Genomic DNA, 20,414 nt, shown 5'->3' with positions numbered 1-20,414 from the left:
CCATGACCAGCCAGGACGCGCAGCAGATCCGGCCCTCCGGCGGGGAGGGCGACACCGACTCCGAGGCCACCAGCGCGGCCGGCCAGGTCCAGGCCACCGGCGTCGACGCCATCCTCGACGAGATCGACTCCGTCCTGGAGACCAACGCGGCGGCCTTCGTCCAGGGATTCGTCCAGAAGGGCGGTCAGTGAGTGGGCGCCACGGCTGACGGCGGGCGCCGCCCGCCCTCCCGGCGGATCATCGGCATCGAGACCGAGTACGGCATCACCTGCGCCTCCACCACTGGCGGCGCGGCTCCGCTCGACGCCGATCACGCCGCCCGCGAGCTCTTCGCCCCCGTCATCGCCGCCCACCGCTCCTCCAACGTCTTCACCCGGGGCGGCGCCCGCCTCTATCTCGACGTCGGCTCCCACCCTGAGTTCGCCACCGCCGAGTGCGACCGCCTCGCCGACCTCCTCGCCCAGGACCGCGCCGGCGAGCTCACCATGGCCGACCTCGCCGCCCAGGCCAATGCCCGGCTGGAGTCGGCCGGCGTGCCCGGGCGGATCCACCTGCTCAAGAACAACCTCGACGCCGAGGGCAGCGGCTTCGGCTGCCATGAGAACTACCTCGTCCACCGCCGGGGGGACTTCTGGAACGACGCCCGTGCCCTCATCCCGCACCTGGTCACCCGGCAGATCCTCGTGGGCGCCGGGCACGTGCTGCCCGCCGACCCGGTCACCGGCGCCCCCGCCCGCTATGCCTTCTCCCAGCGCGCCGACCAGATGCACGACGCCGTCTCCTCGGCCACCACCCGCACGCGCCCCCTGATCAACACCCGCGACGAGCCCCACGCTGACGCTGAGCTCTACCGGCGCATGCATGTCATCGTCGGGGACTCCAATATCGCCCAGGGCTCTACGCTCCTCAAGGCTGGGGCCATGGACCTCCTCCTGGACTACCTCGAGTCCGGGGGCGACCTGGCGGACCTCGAGCTCGCCGAGCCCATGCGCGCCATTCGGGACACCTGCCACGACCTCAGTGGGAAGGTGCTCCTGGAGCGCAAGGACGGGCGCGGCATCACTGCCCTGGACCTGCAGGGGGAGCACTTGGCGCGCGTGCGGGCCCACGCCGACGCCGAGCTCGACCTCAGCCCCCTCCAGTCCGCAGTCCTCGACCTGTGGGAGCGCGGCCTGGAGGCCCTGCGGGCGCAGGACCCCGGAGCCGTGGCCACCGAGCTCGACTGGGCCGCCAAGCACCAGCTCCTCACTCGCTACGCCGAGCGCGCCGGCACCGGGCTCGACGACCCGCGCGTCACCCGCCTTGCGCTGGCTTACCACGACGTGTCCCCGGAGGATGGGCTGCGGGCCCGCCTCGAGGCCGCAGGGATGCTGCGCCGCTACGTCGACGATGACGCCTGCCGGGCCGCGATGAGCGCCCCGCCAGCGACGACGAGGGCCGCCCTGCGGGGCGCGGCGATCGGCCTGGCCCAGGACTTGCGCGCCGATCTGGCCGCCGACTGGGTCAACCTGCGCCTCGACGCCGGCTCAGGCGGGCAGGAGGTGCCGGCCATAGCGCTTCGCGACCCCTTCGCCACGCGGGACGAGAGAGTCGATACGCTCATGTCCTCCCTGAACGCGATGAGGCACCGGCCAGCGGACGATCTCCGCGCCGATGCCCGAGAGGCTTCCCTATGACGAATCATCATGACGACAACGGGCTTGAGAGCACCCGTCCACTGACCCGGCGTGAGCGCAGGGGCCTGGAACGGCTGGGTGAGGCGCAGGCCCAGCGCCAGGCGGCCCAGAAGCGCGCGGCCGAGGCCCTTGCGGCCGAGAAGCGCGCGGCTGAGGCCCGTGCGGCCGAGCAGAGGGCAGAGGCGCGGCGGCGGGCGGCTGAGAGGCGCGCCGCCGAGCGCCGGGTCGCGGAGTTGCGCGCTGAGCATCAGCGGCAAGCCGCGGAGCATCGCGCCGCCGAGGAGGCCCGCCTGAGGGCCCAGCGCGCGGAGGCGGAGCGCGTCGAGGAGGCCCGGCGCCTGGAGGCGGCCCGCGCCGAGGCGGCTCACCTCGAAGCCGAGCGCCGTGAGGCCGAGAGGCTGGCGGCTGAGCGCCTCGCCGCGCAGCGCCGGGCCGCCCAGGAGGCCCGGCGCCTGGAGGCGGCGCGCGCTGATGAGGCGCGCGCGGAGGCTCTGCGCGCGCGGGCGCCTCGCGCCGCGCACCGGCTCCCCGGATCCCCCGCCGCCGCGCACCGGCTTCCCGAGACGCGATCATCCGAGGCTGGTCCCGGCAAATTGCGCGGGTTCCCCGGTGGATCCTCTGACCGCGTGGCGCCGGAGGCGCCCCCCGCGGTGGGCGGGCAGCGGGCGCTCGGCGCCGCGCTCAACCGCTCCCGCCCCAGAGGCCATGCGGCACTCATCCTCGTCTGCCTCGCGGTGGCGGCGATCATCATCCTCCCGCTGGCCCTGTCCATCGTGAACGGCAAGTCCCCGGCCAGCACGGCCATGGCGAGTCCCGCCGCCACCATGCTCCCCGCGGACACCCCACTGGACCAGGCGATGAGCGTCTCGGGGCGCGTGGGCGCCAGACCGGTGGTCAAGCTGAAGGCGCCGCTCAGCGCGCCATCCTCCCTGATCAAAGACACCCTCATCACCGGTGAGGGCCGCGCCCTCCAGCCCGGGGACGCCGCGCTGCTGTCCATCGCGACCTTCTCGGGCACGGACGGGAAGAACACGACCACTCCCGGGGCGGACTCGGAGGGCAATGAGCACACCGGCCGGCGCCTCGTGAGCGTGAGCGTCGACCAGGCCTCCCTCAACGAACTCACCGACATTGTCAAGGGCACCACTGAGGGCACGCGGCTCGTCCTGCGCGGCCCGGTCGTCGTCGACGGCGCGACCTCCACGGAGATCACCGTCATTGACGTCCTGCCGACCCTCGCCTCGGGAACGGCCGTCGCGCCCGTCGCGGGCATGCCGGCCGTCATCCCCGGCGACTCCGGGGGGGTCACGCTCTCCTTGGCGGGGCTCCCCGCCCCCACCCGCTCCACCGCCGCCGTGCTCATCCAGGGCGCGGGCGAGCAGGTCCACTCCGACAGCCGCATCATCGCCCGCGTCCAGGCCATCTCCTGGACCGATGGGAGCGTCATCACCAATGACTACGGCGCCAAGGTCCTGCCCGTCGCCGTCGACTTGAGCAACGCCAAGACCTATGCCGGCCTGAGGAATCACCTCGTGGATGTGCCCGTGGGCAGCAGGGTCGTCCTGGCCCTGCCCGCCGATCAGGCCCGGGGAGACAGGCCCGTCGCCGTCGTCGTCGACATCCTCGCCATTGAGGATCCCAAGACGGATGCCTCCGGGGCCGGCCCGGGCGCCACTCCCACCATCGGCTCTGATCCCGAGATTTCGAGCCCGGCGCCCGCCGCGACCGCTGGGAACTGATCCGGCCCATCCACCACCCGAACCCAGGAGCAGTGAATCCATGAGCGTCGCCGTCCGCGTCATCCCCTGCCTCGACGTCAAGGACGGGCGCGTCGTCAAGGGCGTCAACTTCCAGGGCCTGCGCGACGCCGGGGACCCCGTCGAGCTCGCCCGCCGCTATGACGCCCAGGGGGCCGACGAGATCACGTTCCTGGATGTCTCCGCCTCCTCCGAGGGCCGCGCCACCATGCTGGAGGTCGTCTCGGCCACCGCCGAGCAGGTCTTCGTGCCCCTGACCGTCGGCGGGGGAGTGCGCAGCGCCGACGACGTGGCCCGGCTCCTGCGCGCCGGCGCGGACAAGGTCGGCATCAACACCGCCGCCATCGCCCGCCCCGAGCTCCTGACCGAGGTCGCCGAGCGCTTCGGCAACCAGGTGATCGTCCTGTCCGTGGACGCCCGCCGCTGCCCGGACGGCGTGAGCACCCCTTCGGGCTACGAGGTCACCACCCACGGCGGCGCCCGCTCCACCGGCATCGATGCTGTCGAGTGGGCGGTTCGGGCAGCCGAGCTCGGCGCGGGGGAGATCCTGCTCAACTCCATGGACGCCGACGGCGTCACCGGGGGCTTCGACCTGGCCATGCTCGACGACGTCCGCCGGGCGGTGCGCGTCCCCCTCATCGCCTCGGGGGGCGCGGGCGAGCCCGAGCACTTCGCCGCCGCCGCCGACCACGGAGCCGACGCCGTGCTGGCCGCCAGTGTCTTCCACTACGGCACGATGACGATCGGCCAGGCCAAGGCCGCCCTGCGCGCCCAGGGCCACCCTGTTCGCTGAGTCCGGGGCGCGGACGCGCCCCGGGCGCGGCTTGGCGCCGCGTCGTCCCAGCCTGTACGGTCGGGGGCGGACACGGAGTCCGCGGCGCATGGCGCGGTACTACCTCGCCCCGGCAGGAGCGCTGCCATCGACCGACAAGGAAGCTGACGATGAGCAACTACCCCGACCCCTCCAACCCTCAGGTCCCCGGTAACGGCATGCCCCAGTACCCCGGCAACGGCATGCCCCAGTACCCCGCTAACGGCACGCCTCAGTACCCGGGAAACGGGGTGCCGCAGTTCCCCGACCAGGGACTCAACCCCTATGGGATGCCGAATGGCTTCGGCCCCAACCCGACTGAGAAGAACTGGATGGGCATCACCGCGCTCGTCTGCGGCTGCCTCGTCCTCCTGTGCGGATTGTTCACGGGGATCCCGGCGATCATCTTCGGCGCGATGGGTATGAACGCCGCCGGCAGGGGCGAGGCCACGAACAGGGGAATGGCCATCGCGGGTCTGGTCCTGGGCGTGATCTCCGTGGTGATGACCATCATCTGGATCGCTCTCGGCGGCTTTGATGGTGTCTTTGACTCTGTCAACAACGCGAAGTGACCCCCCGGGGCCCCGGGGCTGCCGGGGCTCCTCCGGCCGGGGAATCGCCATTGCCGCGGCGGCCGCCTCCTGGGCATTGCCGGGGGTCCTCGCCATCGGCGGCAACGCGCTCGCGCCCGGCCGTTTCGCGGGGATGCCCGACTTGTGCCCCCTGCACCGCCTCACCGGCTTCTGGTGCCCGCTGTGCGGGGGGACCCGGGCCACGGCCTCGGTGATCGACGGGGACCTGGCCACCGCCCTGGCCTACAACCCCTTCGCCCTGGCCACCGAGGTCGTCGCGGTCCTCCTCGCGGCGCGATGGATGGCCCGGAGGCTGGCCGGGCGCCCCGGCCCCCTCGTCACCTCCGCCGAGGCCATCGGCTACGGCGTCGCCTGCGTCGGGTTCCTCATCCTGCGGAACCTCCCGGGCATGTGGGCGCGGGTGAGCCCCCTCCTCGGGCCCCCCGGCTGAATCGGAGCCGACGGATCAGCGAGTCGTCGCAAGGGCTGCGGCCGGCTACGAGCCGCCCCGACGCACCCTCCCCGGGGCCCGGGCCCTGTCCCCGCCCTCCTGGCCGCGGGCTCCCACGGGCGACGGCAGCCCCGGCCGTGCGAAGATGCGCCCATGAGCCATGACGCGCCCACCGCCCTCCAGCCTCTTCTCGATGAGGGCATCGCCTCCCGTCTCAAGCGGGACGAGCGGGGCCTCGTGTGCGCCGTCATCCAGCAGTGGGACACCCGTGAGGTGCTCATGGTCGGCTGGATGGATGATGAGGCCCTGCGGCGCACCCTCACCGAGGGGCGCGTCACCTTCTGGTCCCGCTCCCGCCAGGAGTACTGGCGGAAGGGGGACTCCTCCGGGCACGCCCAGTACGTCAAGGCCGTCAGCCTGGACTGCGACGGCGACGCCCTCCTGGTCGAGGTGGACCAGGTCGTCGCCGCCTGCCACACCGGCGAGCGCACCTGCTTCAATGCCGGCGGCGACCTGGGCGCCATCGTCGGCGCCCGTCCGGCCCCCTGAGCCGGCAACGCGCTACTCCAGGCACCAGTGCTACGGTGCGATGGCATCCTCCGATCCCGCGCGCCCGCGTGGCACCGGGATGCCCCATCGTCCACCGAGCAACGAGAGTTTCGCATGTCCTCCTCGTCCACCACGGGCGCGGCGGCGGGTACCCGGCCCCCCGCATCCCATCCCCTCAAGGAGCTCACGCTCCGCGGCATCCTGATCGGCGGGATCATCACGATCATCTTCACCGCCGCAAACGTCTACCTCGGGCTCAAGGCGGGACTGACCTTCGCCACCTCGATCCCGGCTGCCGTCATCTCCATGGCGATCTTGCGCTACTTCAAGGACCACACGGTCCAGGAGAACAACATCGTCCAGACCATCGCCTCCGCGGCGGGAACGCTGTCCGCGATCATCTTCGTCCTCCCGGGCCTCGTCATGGTCGGTTGGTGGCAGGGATTCCCGTACTGGCAGTCCGTGTTCGTCATCGCTCTGGGCGGGATCCTCGGCGTCATGTACTCCATCCCGCTGCGCCGCGCGCTCGTCACCCACTCCAGCCTGCCCTACCCCGAGGGCGTGGCCGCGGCCGAGGTCCTCAAGGTCGGTGACACCCGCGAGGGTGCCGATGACTCGCGCCTGGGGCTCATGGCCATCATCTGGGGCGGGCTGTCCTCCGCCGGGTTCGCGATCCTCGGCTCTCTCAAGGCCGTGTCCACCGAGGTCACCGGCGCCTTCAGGATCGGCGCGGGTGGGACGACGGTGGCCGGCTCCCTCTCCCTGGCCCTCATCGGCGTCGGCCACCTGGTCGGCATCGGCGTCGGCATCGCCATGATCGTCGGCCTGGTCATCTCCTACGGCGTGCTCCTGCCCATCCAGACCTCGGGCGAGCTCGACGGCGTCGAGGACCTCGCGGGCGCCGTCGGCGCCGTGTTCAAGAGCGACGTGCGCCTCATCGGCGCCGGCACCATCGCCGTGGCCGCCGTGTGGACGCTCATCAAGCTCATGGGCCCGATCGTCACCGGCATCCGCGACTCGATCCGCTCCACGTCGCTGCGCGGCTCCGGGCAGGAGGTCGATCTGACCGAGCGCGACCTGTCGGCCAAGGTTGTCATCGCCGTCACCCTGGCCTCCATGCTGCCCATCGGCGCGCTCCTGTGGCTCTTCGTCCGGGGCACCGCCATCGCGCACTCCGCCATCGGGCTCGTCATCGTCTCGATCATCTTCATCCTGCTCACCGGCCTGGCCGTGGCCTCGGTGTGCGGGTACATGGCCGGCCTCATCGGCGCCTCCAACTCCCCGATCTCCGGCGTCGGCATCATCGTGGCCATCGCCGCCGCGCTCCTCGTCAAGGCCGTCCACGGCGGCGTCCAGGGCGACCAGCTCCCCGCGCTCGTCGCCTACACGCTGTTTACCGCGGCCGTCGTCTTCGGCATCGCGACGATCTCCAACGACAACCTCCAGGACCTCAAGACGGGTCAGCTCGTGGGCGCCACCCCCTGGAAGCAGCAGGTCGCCCTCATCATCGGCGTGGGATTCGGCTCCATCATCATCCCGCCGGTCCTCAACCTCATGCAGACCGCCTTCGGGTTCCAGGGCGCCCCCGGCGCGGGGGACAACGCCCTCGCGGCCCCGCAGGCCTCCCTCATTTCCGATCTCATCAAGGGCGTCTTCGGCGGGGACCTGAACTGGGGCCTCCTGGGCCTGGGGGCCATCATCGGCGTGGTCGTCATCATCATCAACGAGACCCTGACCCGCACGACCAAGAACCTGTCCCTGCCCGGCCTGGCCGTCGGCATGGGCATGTACCTGCCCATGGCGATCACCATCATGATCCCCCTCGGCGCGCTTCTCGGCCTCCTCCACGACCGCTGGGCCGCGAAGCAGGCGGATCCCGAGCGCGCCAAGCGCATGGGCACCCTGGCCGCGACGGGCCTCATCGTCGGTGAGTCCCTGTGGGGCGTCGTCTACGCCGGCATCGTCGGCTTCTCGGGGGAGGAGGCGCCTCTGGCCCTCGTCCCCGACGGCTTCGAGACCGTCGCCTACTGGCTGGGCCCGGTGGTCTTCGCCCTCGTGACCGCCGGCATGTACTGGTACTCCCGCAAGGCGGCCCGCCGGGCCTGAGCGGCCCTTCGCCCTCCTGGCTCGCGGCCCCGCCCGGCGTCCGAATCCGTGCCGAGGATTTGCGCGCCGGGCGTTGCCTTGGGGACGATGGGAGCGGGTAACGATATGGGAACCGGCACAACGGGCCCCATTCAGACGCGAGGAGGTGCGCCGTGACATCCTTCGAGGAGATGGTCGTCTCCGCCCGCGCCGCCGTCGCGGGGCGCGAGTCACGCGTGCCCCTGGAAGAGATGCGGGACCGGGTTCGTGAGGCGGACAGCCCCACCAACGCCCTCGACGCCCTGCGCCCCCGCGACGGCTCGATCTCTGTCATCGCCGAGGTCAAGCGCGCCACCGCCACGTTCGCGGATCTCAGCGGGGTCGGGGACGTGGCCGTCCTGGCCCGCTTCTACGCCGCCGGGGGCGCCGCGGGCGTCTCCGTGGTCACCGAGCCCGTGCGCTCCCACGGCCGCCTGGCGGACCTCGACGCCGTGCGCGCCAGCATCGACGCGCCCATCCTCGTCAACGACCTCGTCGTCACCCCCTACCAGGTCCACGAGGCGAGGGTCCACGGGGCCGACCTCCTCCTCCTCGACGCCCGGCTTGAGCCGCTCGTCCTGGAGGCCCTCATCGAGCGCACGCACTCCCTGGGCATGCTCGCCGTCGTCGAGGCCCACTCCCGCAGGGAGGCGATCACCGCCGTGGAGACCGGGGCGCTGTGCGTGGCCGCCGATGCCCGCGACCCCTTCACCGGCCTGGTGGACCATCGCCGCTTCGAGCAAGTCGCCGAGGTCCTGCCCTCCTCCGTGCTGCGCGTGGCCACGGGCGGCGTCGCCGGTCCGAGGGACGTCATGTCCTACGCCCGCCGGGGCGCGGACGTGGTGCTCGTGGGGGAGGCCATCATCCGTTCCCAGGACCCCCAGCAGTTCGTCGCCGAGCTCGTCGCGGCGGGAAACCACCCCGCCCTCCAGAACGCCACCAACCGAGAGGTCAGCTGAGTGCCGCTCCCCATCGCAGCCGTCGGGGCCTCGCTCGTCCCCGCGTCGATCCCCAGCCCCCCGCAGTCCGTCTGGCACCTCGGCCCGATCCCGATCCGCGCCTACGCGATCTGCATCCTCGCCGGGGTCGCCCTGGCCGTGTGGTGGACGGATCGGCGCTACCGGGCCCGCGGCGGCCGGGCCGACCTCGCCCTCGATACGGCGATGCTCACCGTGCCCATCGGCATCGTTTGCGCCCGCCTCTACCACGTCGTCACCTCGCCGGACGCCTACTTCGGGCCGGACGGCGACCTCACGCGGGTCTGGCGCATCTGGGAGGGCGGCATCGGGATCTGGGGCGGCGTGGCGGGCGGCCTGATCAGCGGCGCCCTCTTCCTGCGCTACCGGGGCGTGCGCCTGGCGCCCTTCGCCGACGCCGTCGCCCCCGCCCTGCTGGCGGCGCAGGCCATCGGCCGCTTCGGTAACTGGTTCAACCAGGAGCTCTTCGGCGGGCCCACGACCCTGCCCTGGGGTCTTGAGATCGATCGGGCCCACCTGCCCGCCGGCTACCCGACCGGGACCCTCTTCCACCCGACCTTCCTCTACGAGGCCCTGTGGTCCGCCTTGGGTGTGTGCGCTCTGCTCTGGCTGGAGCGCCGCCTGCGCGGCGCGGGAGCGTGCGGCGGCCGCCTCCTGTGGGCCTACCTCATGGTCTACACCGCCGGCCGCGCCTGGGTGGAGCACCTGAGGATCGATGACGCCCAGCGCGTGCTCGGCCTGCGCCTCAACGAGTGGACCTCGCTGGTGGTCTTCGTCATCGGGCTCATCGGGTTCGTCGTCGTGACCCGCCGCGGTCCCGGTGACGCGATCACCGCCGACGGCGATGAGGCCGGTGGGGCCGAGGGCGGGGAGACCGCCGAGGGATCTGACGCGCAGACCCCGTGAGAAGGCCGACGATCCGCGCGGCCCTCGCCGTGGTGCTCACCGAGCTCGGCTAGCATTGGGGCCATGCGTAGAGCCAAGATCGTCTGCACCCTCGGTCCCGCCACAGATTCCCCCGAGCAGGTACAGGCGCTCGTGGACGCGGGCATGAACGTCGCCCGCATCAACCGCTCCCACGGCAGCGCCGAGGACCACGAGAAGGTCATCGCGCGCGTTCGCCAGGCCGCCGAGGCCTCCGGCCGCTCCATCGCCATCCTCGTGGACCTCCAGGGCCCCAAGATCCGCCTCGGCCGCTTCGTGGGCGACCAGAAGGTCATGCTCAATAAGGGCGACGAGTTCACCATCACCACGGATGACGTGCTCGGCACTGTCAAGCGCTCCTCCACCACCTTCAAGGGCCTGCCGGGGGACTGCCGCCCCGGCGACCGCCTCCTCATCGATGACGGAAACGTGGCCGTGCGCGTGACCGCCGTCACGGACACCGATGTGGTGACGAGGGTTGAGGTCCCCGGGTATGTCTCGAACAACAAGGGCATCAACCTGCCCGGCGTGGCCGTCTCCGTGCCGGCGCTCAGCGAGAAGGATCGCGAGGACCTGCGTTGGGCCCTGCGGGTCGGCGCGGATGTCATCGCCCTGTCCTTCGTGCGCGACGCGAACGATGTCAAGGATGTCCACGAGATCATGGACGAGGCTGGCGCGCGCATCCCCGTCATCGCCAAGATCGAGAAGCCCCAGGCGGTCGAGCACCTCCTGGAGATCGTCGACGCCTTCGACGGCATCATGGTGGCCCGCGGGGACCTTGGCGTGGAGATGCCCCTGGAGGCCGTGCCGCTGGTGCAGAAGCGCGCCATCGAGCTGGCTCGGCGCAACGCCAAGCCGGTCATCGTGGCCACCCAGGTGCTGGAGTCGATGATCCAGAACCCGCGCCCGACGCGCGCCGAGGCCTCGGACTGCGCCAACGCCATTCTCGACGGCGCCGACGCGGTCATGCTCTCCGGTGAGACCTCGGTGGGCGCCTACCCGATCGAGGCCGTGCGCACGATGGCCAACATCATCGAGAACGTTGAGGAGCACGGCGGCGAGCGCATCGCCCCGCTGGGCTCCTTCCCGCAGACGCGCGGTGGCGCCCTGACGCGCGCCGCCGCTGAGATGGGCGATCAGCTCGGCGCTGACTACCTCGTCACGTTCACCCAGTCCGGTGACACGGCCCGCCGCCTGTCCCGCCTGCGCTCACCCATCCCGCTGCTGGCCTTCACGCCGCTCACGACGACGCGCAACCAGCTCTCGGTCTCCTGGGGCGTGCAGACCTTCGAGGTCCCTGAGGTCCAGCACACCGATGAGATGGTGGCGCAGGTGGACAAGATCCTCCAGGACAAGCACCTCGCGCGGGTCGGTGATTCGGTGGTGATCGTCGCTGGCATGCCCCCGGGCACCCCGGGCTCCACGAACTCCATCCGCGTCCACACGGTGGGGGAGACAGCCGACTACCGCGGCTGAGCCGCTCCACGGCGCAGCGCTCCGCTGCGGTGGCCGCGGGCCGCGGCGGCGGTGCCGCAGCGCGCCGACCGGTGCCATCCGCACCCACCGGAACGAAATCCACCCACAGGCGCGGGCAGGACGCGCCTGTGGGTGGATTTCGCTCCGCTCGGCGCGAGAAGCGCTCCTCAGTGGTACCTCCGGTGGGACTCGAACCCACAACACTCCGATTTTGAGTCGGATGCCTCTGCCAGTTGGGCTACGGAGGCGCGTGACGACCGGGGCCGCCACGCGGTGGAACCGGGCAGTGACCGGCTCGTGTCTACCTGTGTCACTGTGATTGGCCCACCACGTACGGCGATCATACTAGACTTATGCCCGTGAGTACCGAGTCCCGCACTAGCGCCCGCCGGGTTCTCGTCGCAGAGGACGAGACCCTCATCCGTCTCGACATCGTCGAGACCCTCACCGAGGCCGGCTACGAGGTCGTCGCCGAGGCCGCGGATGGCGAGGAGGCCGTCCGCCTCGCGGGCGAGCATGAGCCCGACCTCTGCGTCATGGACGTCAAGATGCCCGTCATGGACGGCATCACCGCCGCGGAGCAGATCATCGAGAAGCACGGCTGTGCCGTCGTCATGCTCACCGCCTTCTCCCAGGCCGAGCTCGTCGAGCGCGCCAGTGCCGCTGGCGCCATGGCGTACGTCGTTAAGCCCTTCACCCCGGCGGACCTCCTGCCAGCCCTCGAGATCGCGTTCTCCCGCCACGAGGAGATCGCCTCCCTCGAATCCGAGATCGCCGACCTCAATGAGCGCTTCGAGACCCGCAAGCGGGTGGATCGCGCCAAGGGCCTGCTCATGGAGCGCATGGGCCTGTCCGAGCCCGAGGCATTCCGCTGGATGCAGAAGACCTCCATGAACCGGCGCCTGACCATGCGCGAGGTCGCCGACGCCGTCATCGAGCAGGTCGGCTCCGCCGCCAAGAGCGGCGGGAAGAGCGCCAAGGCCCCCAGGAGCGCGGACGCCTGAGCCCGGATCGGGCCGCACCAGTGCCCCGAGCCTCAGCGTCACGTGCCTCGGAGTTCATGCGCCTCAGCGCTCATGCGGCGCGGGGGCGCTGGCCTCGCCTAAGCGGTCTTTTGGGGCGCCGCGTTAGACGAACATGCTCCGCAGCGTGCCCCGAGCGGTGGTCCTGCCCTCGTCGTCGCTGAGAACCACTTCGTAGACGCAGGTCTTCCTGCCCACGTGAACGGGCTGCGCCACCGCCGTCACCCATCCCTGCCGCACCGGGCGGAGGTGGCTGACCTGAAGTTCCGCGCCCATCGGGAGCATGCCCTCCGGCGCTGCCCGCCGGGCCGCTAAGGACGCCGCCGTCTCGATGAGCGCGGCGCTCGCGCCCCCGTGCAGGACCCCGGAGGCCTGCCGGGCGCCCTCGACGGGCATCCGCATGACCGTGCGCTGGGCGCCGAGCATGATGATCTGCATCCCCAGGGTCGCCATGAGGGTTCCCGCCTCACGGTCCTCCATCGCGGTTCCCATGGCGGAGGCGGCCGACACGGCCGAGCCGGGGGGCAGTGGCACGGGGAACTGCCTCGTGCGCCGAGGGGGAAACGCCGCCGTCACCTCGGGCGACTCCGCCGATTCCCCGCTGGCGCCCGCCCCGGCGGGCCAGGCGGCCGCATCAGGGCTGACCGGGCTCGGCGCCGTCTCCGCGTCTGAGGGCGCCGGGCGGTCGGTCGGGAGGGCGCTGGGGCTCATGTCGCTCATACACCGTAGGCTGGCACGGTGAGCACCTCCACGACCAGACCCGCATCCTCATCGCAGGCTGGAGCGGCCCGCCGTCTGCTCCTCATCGACGGCCACTCCATGGCCTTCAGGGCCTACTACGCCCTGCCCGTGGAGAATTTCACGACCTCCACCGGCCAGGCCACCAACGCCGTCCACGGCTTCGCCTCCATGCTGCTCTCCCTCATCGAGCAGGAGGCGCCCACGCATGTGGCCGTCGCCTTCGACCTGGCCGGCGGCACCTTCCGCACCGAGGAGTACTCCGAGTACAAGGGCACCCGGGATGCCACGCCCGAGCCCTTCATCGGGCAGGTCGAGCTCATCCAGGAGGTCCTCGACGCGATGGGCGTGCGCTGGCTCACCAAGGACCGCTATGAGGCCGACGACATCCTCGCCACGCTGGCCGCCGCCGGCCAGGGGGAGGGCATGGAGGTCCTCCTGTGCTCAGGGGACCGCGACTCCTTCCAGACCGTCACCGAGCGATGCACCGTGCTCTACCCGATCAAAGGCGTGTCCACCCTGCGCCGCATGACCCCCGCCGAGGTGGAGGAGCGCTACGGCGTCACCCCCGAGCGCTACCCGCACCTGGCCGCCCTCGTGGGCGAGACGAGCGACAACCTGCCCGGCGTGCCCGGGGTGGGCCCCAAGACCGCCGCCAAGTGGATCGCCCAGTACGACGGCCTCGACGGCATCATCGCCAGCGCCGACCTGATCAAGGGCAAGGCGGGCCAGTCCCTGCGCGACCACCTCGACGACGTGCTGCGCAACCGCCGCCTCAACCGGCTGCTGACCGACCTCGACCTTGGCGTCGACCCCGCCCGCGACCTGGAGTACCGGGGCGCCGACCGCGCCGCGCTCACCCGCGTCATGGAGGCCCTGGAGTTCCGCACCATTCTCCAGCGCGCCCAGCGCGTCCTGCCCTTCGCCGACGCCTCCGACCACGGCCCCCAGGGCGCGGCCGCCCCTCACGGCCCCGCTTCCGCCCTCGAGGCCCTCGCGCCGCGGGTCCTGGGCCAAGGCGTCGAGCCCGGCCGCTTCGCCGAGGCCCTCCAGGACCTGGCCGAGGGCCCTCTCGGCCTCCATGTCATCGGTGATCCGCGCCCGGGCCTGGGCGACCCGCGCCTCGTGGCCCTCTCCGACGGCGAGAGGGCCGTCGTCGCCGACCCATCCCTGCTCCTGCCCGATGACGAGCGGGCCCTCGGAGCGCTCCTGGCCGATCCCGCCCGGCGCCTCGTCGTCGCCGACGCCAAAGGCGCCGCCCACGCCTTGGCAGCCCGGGGATTCGAGCTGCGTGGCGTGGTCGCGGACCCCTCCCTCGCCGGGTACCTGTGCCGCCCCGAGCAGCGCGGCTACGATGTCGACAGCCTCGTCCAGCGATGGCTCGGCATCGACCTAGCCTCCATGGAGGACGACGCCGGCGCCGACGGCGGCCAGCAGGGCTTCGACCTCGACGCCCTCACCGCGGGCGCCATCCCCGCCGACGCCCTGCGCTGCGCGCGCCGCGCCGCCGCCCTCCTGCCGCTCCAGGAGGCCCTCGACGCCCAGATGGGGGAGCGCGGCGCGCTGGCGCTCTTCACCGGTCTTGAGATGCCCGTCTCGGAGTGCCTGGGCAGGATGGAGGCCCTGGGCATCGCCGTCGACGACGACGTCCTGGCCGCCCGCGAGGCCGAGCTCGACGGGCGCGTCAACCACGCCCAGGCGGCCGCCTTCGAGGCCGCCGGGCACGAGCTCAACCTCTCCAGCCCCAAGCAGCTCCAAGCCGTCCTCTTCGACGAGCTCGGCATGCCCAAGACCCGCAAGACCAAGACCGGCCACACCACGGACGCCAGCGCCCTGGCCGAGCTCTACGCCAAAACCGGGCACCCCTTCCTCGCCCAGCTCCTGGAGCACCGCGACGCCATCAAGCTGCGCCAGACCGTCGAGGGGCTTCGCAAGGCGATCCAGCCCGATGGCCGCATCCGCACCACCTTCCAGCAGACCATCGCCGCCACCGGGCGCCTGTCCTCCATCGACCCCAACCTGCAGAACATCCCCGCCCGCACCGAGGAGGGGCGTCGCATCCGCGAGGCCTTCACCGTCGGCGAGGGCTACGAGTGCCTCATGACGGCGGACTACTCCCAGATCGAGATGCGCATCATGGCGCACCTGTCCGGGGACGAAGCCCTTATCGAGGCCTTCCGCTCCGGGGAGGACCTGCACCGCTACGTGGCCGCCCTCGTGCACCGCATCGACGTCGACGACGTCACCCCCGAGCAGCGCGGCCATGTCAAGGCCATGAGCTACGGGCTGGCCTACGGGCTGTCCACCTACGGCTTGGCCAAGCAGCTGGGCATCGAGACCGCCGAGGCCATGGCGCTGCGCGACGCCTACTTCTCCCGCTTCGGGCGCGTCCACGACTACCTCGAGGCCGTCGTCGACCAGGCGCGCCGCGACGGCTTCACCCAGACCATGCTGGGGCGGCGCCGCTACCTGCCGGACCTGAGCAGCGACAACCGTCAGCGCCGTGAGATGGCCGAGCGCGCCGCCCTCAACGCCCCTATCCAGGGCTCGGCCGCCGACATCGTCAAGCGCGCCATGGTGGACGTCGCGGAGGCACTGACGGGTCGGGGCCTGGGCAGCCGCGTCCTCCTGCAGATCCATGACGAGCTCCTCCTGGAGATCGCGCCGGGGGAGGCCGACGACGTCGAGGCCCTCGTGAAGGAGCGCATGGGCGGGGCGGTCTCGCTGTCCGTGCCCCTGGACGTGTCCGTGGGGCGCGGCGGCACCTGGCGCGACGCCGCCCACTGAGCCCCGTCGTGTGAGGGATCCCATGATCGGGCGCGCGCCAGGGCTGTGGGAACCTCAGGGTTCCGAAACGCCGACGGCCTGGTAGAGTTCTGCGCGTGCGCCCCTCGGGCAGATCGCCCTCTCATGAGGTCTGATGATCAGCCCGGCCGTGTGGTGATGTCAGTCCGGGCTGTCTCATCGCGCGGGGGACGCATGGCATCTATCGTCCCGACCCTCAAGTCCGTTTCGGAGCAACCCCTACATGACCAACAACACGCCCAGCCCCGCCCCGGTCGCCGTCAACGACATCGGTTCGACCGAGGACATCCTCGCCGCCGTCGACGAGACCATCAAGTACTTCGATGACGGCGACATCGTCGAGGGCACCGTCGTCAAGGTCGACCACGACGAGGTCCTCCTCGACATCGGCTACAAGACCGAGGGCGTGATCCTCGCTCGTGAGCTGTCCATCAAGCACGACGTCGACCCCGACGAGATCGTCTCCGTCGGCGACGAGATCGAGGCCCTCGTGCTCCAGAAGGAGGACAAGGAGGGGCGCCTGCTCCTGAGCAAGAAGCGCGCCCAGTACGAGCGGGCCTGGGGCACCATCGAGCGCGTCAAGGAGGAGGACGGCGTCGTCACCGGCTCCGTCATCGAGGTCGTCAAGGGCGGCCTGATCCTCGACATCGGCCTGCGCGGCTTCCTGCCCGCCTCCCTGGTCGAGATGCGCCGCGTCCGCGACCTCCAGCCCTACGTGGGCCGCGAGCTTGAGGCCAAGATCATCGAGCTGGACAAGAACCGAAACAACGTGGTCCTTTCCCGCCGCGCCTTCCTCGAGCAGACCCAGTCCGAGGTCCGCACCAACTTCCTGCAGACCCTCGGCAAGAGCCAGGTCCGCACCGGCGTGGTCTCCTCCATCGTCAACTTCGGTGCCTTCGTGGACCTGGGCGGCGTCGACGGCCTCGTCCACGTCTCCGAGCTGTCCTGGAAGCACATCGACCACCCCTCGGAGGTCGTCGAGGTGGGCCAGGAGGTCACCGTCGAGGTCCTCGACGTCGACTTCGACCGCGAGCGCGTCTCCCTGTCGCTGAAGTCCACGCAGGAGGACCCGTGGCAGGCCTTCGCCCGCACCCACGCCATCGGCCAGGTCGTCCCCGGCAAGGTCACCAAGCTCGTTCCCTTCGGCGCGTTCGTCCGCGTCGAGGACGGCATCGAGGGCCTCGTCCACATCTCCGAGCTCGCCCAGCGCCACGTCGAGGTGCCCGAGCAGGTCGTCAAGGTCGGTGAGGACGTCTTCGTCAAGGTCATCGACATCGACCTCGAGCGCCGCCGGATCTCGCTGTCCCTCAAGCAGGCCAATGAGGGTGTCGACCCCGCCAGCGAGGACTTCGACCCCTCGCTCTACGGCATGGCCGCCGAGTACGACGAGAACGGCAACTACAAGTACCCCGAGGGCTTCGACCCGGAGACCAACGAGTGGCTCGAGGGCTTCGAGGCCCAGCGCGAGGCCTGGGAGGCCGAGTACGCGGCCGCCCACGCCCGTTGGGAGGCCCACAAGGCCCAGGTCGCCAAGGCCCAGGAGGAGGACCAGGACTCCGGCGAGGCCGTCCCCGCCGGCTCCACCTCCTACTCCTCGGCCCCCGCGGAGGCCACGGGCACCCTCGCCTCCGACGAGGCTCTGGCCGCCCTGCGCGAGAAGTTGACCGGCAACTGAGCGGTCAACGCGCGTAGCACTGCGACGGCGCGCCCCCGGCCCAGCGGCCGGGGGCGCGCCCGCGTCACGAGCGCGTCATGTCCGGCAGCGCTCCCCATCGCGAATGATCTAGTCTCTATGCGAGGCTGAACCAGGGCGGTGACCTGCCGCCGCAGTCAACCCCTGAGAGGCAGGATGATGAGCTGGTCCGACGACGCCGAGGCCCTGCGCGGTATCGGGGAACCGAGGTCCCCCTCCGGGGCGGCAGCGTTCCTCGCCGCTGTGACCTCGGCATTCGACGGCTCCGATCCCACGGATCCTGGCAGCCGGGAGGAGTTGCGCCACTCCGGGCTGGGGGACGCCCTCGCCGCCGTCGACCGCGCGGCGCTCGTGGCGCTCGCCGAGGACCCCCGGCTCAGCAGGGATGAGATCGAGACCGCGATCAGCCATTGCATCGGCATCCGGCGCGTGGCGGGCGCCTCCGAGGCACCCACGCGCTACGCCCGCATCGAGATGTGCGCGGCGCTCGGCCAGCGCGCCGAGGCGCTTAGCGAGCTCCGCGAGGCCAGGCTCTTCTCCATGGGGGACATCGACCCGCGAGTCACCCTGGCGGCGGCCACCTTCAACGATGACTTCTCCGGCGTCATCCGCACCGCCTCCTCCGCCACGCTGCGCAAGATCGCCGACCCGTCCGCAGCGGCCGAGGGACTGTCCTCCAGCCTTCTGCCGTATCTCGCGCAGGACCGCCGGGTTGAGGGCGAGGACGCGCTCGCCACCCTCGATGGCTTCCAGATCCCGGGCTGGCAGCGGTTGCGCGTGCTCGGCCGGCGCCTGGAGTACATGGCCCTGGCCGGCCAGTGGGAGCGGGCCATGGCCGTCATGCGGCACACCGACCTCAAGGACGGCTCGCAGTCCACCGCCTGGACCCTGATGAACACCGCCGCCTGCATGGCGCTGGTCCTGCGCGAGGCCGGGCGCGCCGGCTACGGCCAGAACGCGCTGGGTGCCGCCGTGCAGTTGCGCTCCGAGCCCGGGCCCGAGCTCGTGCTGACAGGCTGGGACACCGTCGCCCACGCCTACGACATGGCCACCACCTTCGCCCGAGTCCTGGCCCGAATCTTCGACGAGCGCAATGGCGGCAATGGCGTCTCGGAGCGCATCGAGACGCGCATGGCCGCCGAGGCCTCCAGCCTGCGCAACCGCTCCTACGGCACTATGACCGGTGGCTTCGGCGGGCGGGCCGAGACCGCCGCGAACCGCGCGGCCCTCATCCAGGAGACCCAGGAGTTGCTCGTCCTCGCCCGCGGCTACGGCCTCGGCGCGGTGCGCGAGCGGGCCATGCGCACCGCGGAGATGGTCAGCGACTCCCTTGCCGCGGGCATCGATGAGACCCAGCTCGAGGTCGTCATTGAGCTGCGTGTCGTCTTCGCCCGCCTTCTGCTCGCCCTGGGAGCCTACGAGCGCGCGGAGGGCGAGGCGCTGCGCACGGCGGAGCTGTGCCTGTCCCAGGGATGGCAGGAGATCGCCTGCGCCTCCTATGTGACGGCCGGACGAGCGGCCTCCGAGCGCCACGAGGCCTCCGCCGCCCGCGAGCACGCCGGCCGGGTCGGCGCGATCCTCAATGACTGGGGCACCAGCCGCATGAGCGAGCGCCTGACGGTGCTCGTCGAGGCCATCGGGGACCACGCCAGCTCGGCCCTGCTCCTCACCGATCTTGCCGAGCGCACCTCCCAGGACGTCGAGGAGGACAACACCCTGGCCGCCCCCACCCGCGAGACCTGCCGGAAGGCTCGCTCCGAGCTCGGCAAGGTGGGCCGCGCCCCCGAGGGCGTCGAGGCCCGCCTGAGCGCCGTTGAGGAGAGGATCGCCCCCTACGGCCGCGGCCGGGGAGGCCGGCACCGCGCCGCCGGATCAGCGGCCACCGATGACGCGCCGGCCTGACACGGCGATCAGGCTGTGGGAGGGGCAGATCGCGGCCTCTTTAGTGGGGCGCCTGAGGGCTCATGGGCACCCCTTCGCCCTCGCTGATCCCGCGGTGCCCTCCCAACCGGGCGCCATCCTCGGCCTGCCCGCCCCCGGATCCCTTCCCCCCGGCACGGGCGAGCGAGCCCTGCTCGCCCTCATCAGGGAGCTGGCGGAGCTCCTCGCCCGTGGGCGCGCCTTCGCGGCCGGGATGGGCCGACCGGCCGCCCCCCGCGGTCAGCGCGCCCTGCGCGTGGGCCTGACCGGCGGCATCGGCACCGGCAAGTCCACCGTCGCCCGCCTCCTCGCCGAGCATGGGGCGGGCGTCGTCGACGCCGACGCGATCGCCCGGGAGGTCCTCGCACCCGGTGGCGAGGCCCTGGCGGAAGCGACCACGGCCTTCGGGGGCGGCATCCTCGCCGCGGACGGCTCCCTCAACAGGGCCGTGCTGGCGGGCCGCGTCTTCGCGGACCCCGCCGCCCGGGCCCGCCTGGACGCCATCACCCTGCCTCGCATCGCCGAGTTGGCCGCCTACCGGCTGGAGGCCGTGCCCCTGGGCAGGGTCGCCGTCTACGACGTGCCGCTCCTGGCCGAGAGCGGCATAGCCGACCTGTTCGACTGCGTCATCGTCGTCGAAGCGCCCCTGGAGGCGCGGCTCGCCCGGCTCGCCCGGCGCGGGATGGACGAGGCGGACGCGCTGCGGCGGATCGCCGCCCAGGCCAGTGACGCGCGGCGCCGCTGCCTGGCAGACATCGTGCTGCCCAATGATCGAGGCGAGCAGGACCTTGCCGACGCCGTCACCCGGATGTGGGAGGACCGGGTGGAGCCAGCCCTGTCCTGACCCCCACTGGGCTGCGGGGGCGGCGGCCCGCCGATCGCGCCGACCGCGCGGAAGACTGACCGTCGTCGAGCAGGG

17 protein-coding genes and 1 tRNA gene are annotated in these 20,414 nt (G+C 71.8%); 16 read left to right on the top strand and 2 right to left on the bottom strand.

Annotation, left to right across the window (positions count from 1 at the left end):
- The first annotated feature begins 2 nt into the window (after positions 1-2).
- The 11 genes from GVV76_RS04915 (at position 3) to pyk (ending at position 11,317) form a co-directional block, all read left to right on the top strand.
- Positions 3-191, top strand: coding sequence for a ubiquitin-like protein Pup (locus GVV76_RS04915; RefSeq protein ID WP_159625398.1), 189 nt, complete (start codon positions 3-5; stop codon positions 189-191).
- Complete coding sequence (gene pafA / locus GVV76_RS04910; protein ID WP_159625396.1) at positions 192-1,676, top strand: Pup--protein ligase; 1,485 nt, start codon at positions 192-194, stop codon at positions 1,674-1,676.
- Complete coding sequence (locus GVV76_RS04905) at positions 1,673-3,415, top strand: hypothetical protein (RefSeq protein WP_159625393.1); 1,743 nt, start codon at positions 1,673-1,675, stop codon at positions 3,413-3,415. Before pafA ends, GVV76_RS04905 begins: the two co-directional genes overlap by 4 nt.
- Positions 3,416-3,455: 40 nt before the next feature.
- Positions 3,456-4,226, top strand: coding sequence for an imidazole glycerol phosphate synthase subunit HisF (hisF, locus tag GVV76_RS04900; protein WP_159625391.1), 771 nt, complete (start codon positions 3,456-3,458; stop codon positions 4,224-4,226).
- A 149-nt stretch (positions 4,227-4,375) separates the two neighbouring features.
- Positions 4,376-4,816 carry a DUF4190 domain-containing protein gene (locus GVV76_RS04895; protein WP_159625389.1) on the top strand — a complete coding sequence of 147 codons (441 nt, stop codon included), beginning with the start codon at positions 4,376-4,378 and terminating at the stop codon, positions 4,814-4,816.
- Complete coding sequence (locus tag GVV76_RS04890) at positions 4,791-5,267, top strand: DUF2752 domain-containing protein (RefSeq protein ID WP_236263217.1); 477 nt, start codon at positions 4,791-4,793, stop codon at positions 5,265-5,267. Before GVV76_RS04895 ends, GVV76_RS04890 begins: the two co-directional genes overlap by 26 nt.
- Positions 5,268-5,420: 153 nt before the next feature.
- On the top strand, positions 5,421-5,816 hold the full coding sequence (gene hisI, locus GVV76_RS04885; RefSeq protein WP_159625387.1) for a phosphoribosyl-AMP cyclohydrolase: 396 nt from the start codon (positions 5,421-5,423) through the stop codon (positions 5,814-5,816).
- A 114-nt stretch (positions 5,817-5,930) separates the two neighbouring features.
- Positions 5,931-7,922 (top strand): OPT family oligopeptide transporter, encoded by a 1,992-nt coding sequence (locus GVV76_RS04880; RefSeq protein ID WP_159625385.1) that lies wholly within the window; start codon positions 5,931-5,933, stop codon positions 7,920-7,922.
- A 152-nt stretch (positions 7,923-8,074) separates the two neighbouring features.
- Positions 8,075-8,899, top strand: a complete 825-nt coding sequence (locus tag GVV76_RS04875; RefSeq protein WP_159523032.1) for an indole-3-glycerol phosphate synthase TrpC — start codon at positions 8,075-8,077, stop codon at positions 8,897-8,899.
- Positions 8,900-9,823, top strand: coding sequence for a prolipoprotein diacylglyceryl transferase (gene lgt, locus GVV76_RS04870; protein ID WP_236263216.1), 924 nt, complete (start codon positions 8,900-8,902; stop codon positions 9,821-9,823).
- A gap of 63 nt (positions 9,824-9,886) precedes the next feature.
- Positions 9,887-11,317: a pyruvate kinase gene (pyk, locus tag GVV76_RS04865; RefSeq protein WP_159625383.1), complete on the top strand. Its 1,431-nt coding sequence runs from the start codon at positions 9,887-9,889 to the stop codon at positions 11,315-11,317.
- Between the two features lie 171 nt (positions 11,318-11,488).
- On the opposite strand, the gene GVV76_RS04860 is transcribed toward pyk, so the two are convergent.
- Positions 11,489-11,565, bottom strand: a tRNA-Leu gene (locus GVV76_RS04860).
- Positions 11,566-11,676: 111 nt separating this feature from the next.
- On the opposite strand from GVV76_RS04860, the gene GVV76_RS04855 reads away from it, so the two are divergent.
- Positions 11,677-12,321, top strand: a complete 645-nt coding sequence (locus GVV76_RS04855; RefSeq protein ID WP_159523028.1) for an ANTAR domain-containing response regulator — start codon at positions 11,677-11,679, stop codon at positions 12,319-12,321.
- A gap of 123 nt (positions 12,322-12,444) precedes the next feature.
- Here GVV76_RS04855 and GVV76_RS04850 read toward each other — a convergent pair whose 3' ends face one another.
- Positions 12,445-12,873, bottom strand: coding sequence for a PaaI family thioesterase (locus GVV76_RS04850; protein WP_328703562.1), 429 nt, complete (start codon positions 12,871-12,873; stop codon positions 12,445-12,447).
- A 204-nt stretch (positions 12,874-13,077) separates the two neighbouring features.
- Between GVV76_RS04850 and polA the strand changes: the two genes are divergently transcribed.
- The 4 genes from polA (at position 13,078) to coaE (ending at position 20,339) form a co-directional block, all read left to right on the top strand.
- Positions 13,078-15,864 carry a DNA polymerase I gene (gene polA, locus GVV76_RS04845; protein ID WP_159625381.1) on the top strand — a complete coding sequence of 929 codons (2,787 nt, stop codon included), beginning with the start codon at positions 13,078-13,080 and terminating at the stop codon, positions 15,862-15,864.
- Between the two features lie 241 nt (positions 15,865-16,105).
- Positions 16,106-17,557, top strand: a complete 1,452-nt coding sequence (rpsA, locus tag GVV76_RS04840; protein WP_159523024.1) for a 30S ribosomal protein S1 — start codon at positions 16,106-16,108, stop codon at positions 17,555-17,557.
- A gap of 177 nt (positions 17,558-17,734) precedes the next feature.
- Positions 17,735-19,477, top strand: coding sequence for a hypothetical protein (locus GVV76_RS04835; protein ID WP_159625379.1), 1,743 nt, complete (start codon positions 17,735-17,737; stop codon positions 19,475-19,477).
- On the top strand, positions 19,461-20,339 hold the full coding sequence (coaE, locus tag GVV76_RS04830) for a dephospho-CoA kinase (RefSeq protein WP_236263215.1): 879 nt from the start codon (positions 19,461-19,463) through the stop codon (positions 20,337-20,339). The genes GVV76_RS04835 and coaE overlap by 17 nt, the downstream gene beginning before the upstream one ends.
- Positions 20,340-20,414: the final 75 nt, after the last annotated feature.

This window comes from Actinomyces sp. zg296 (assembly GCF_009829695.1).
GTDB classification, from domain to species: Bacteria; Actinomycetota; Actinomycetes; order Actinomycetales; family Actinomycetaceae; genus Actinomyces; species Actinomyces marmotae.
This window is presented reverse-complemented; position numbering and strand designations above follow the sequence as displayed.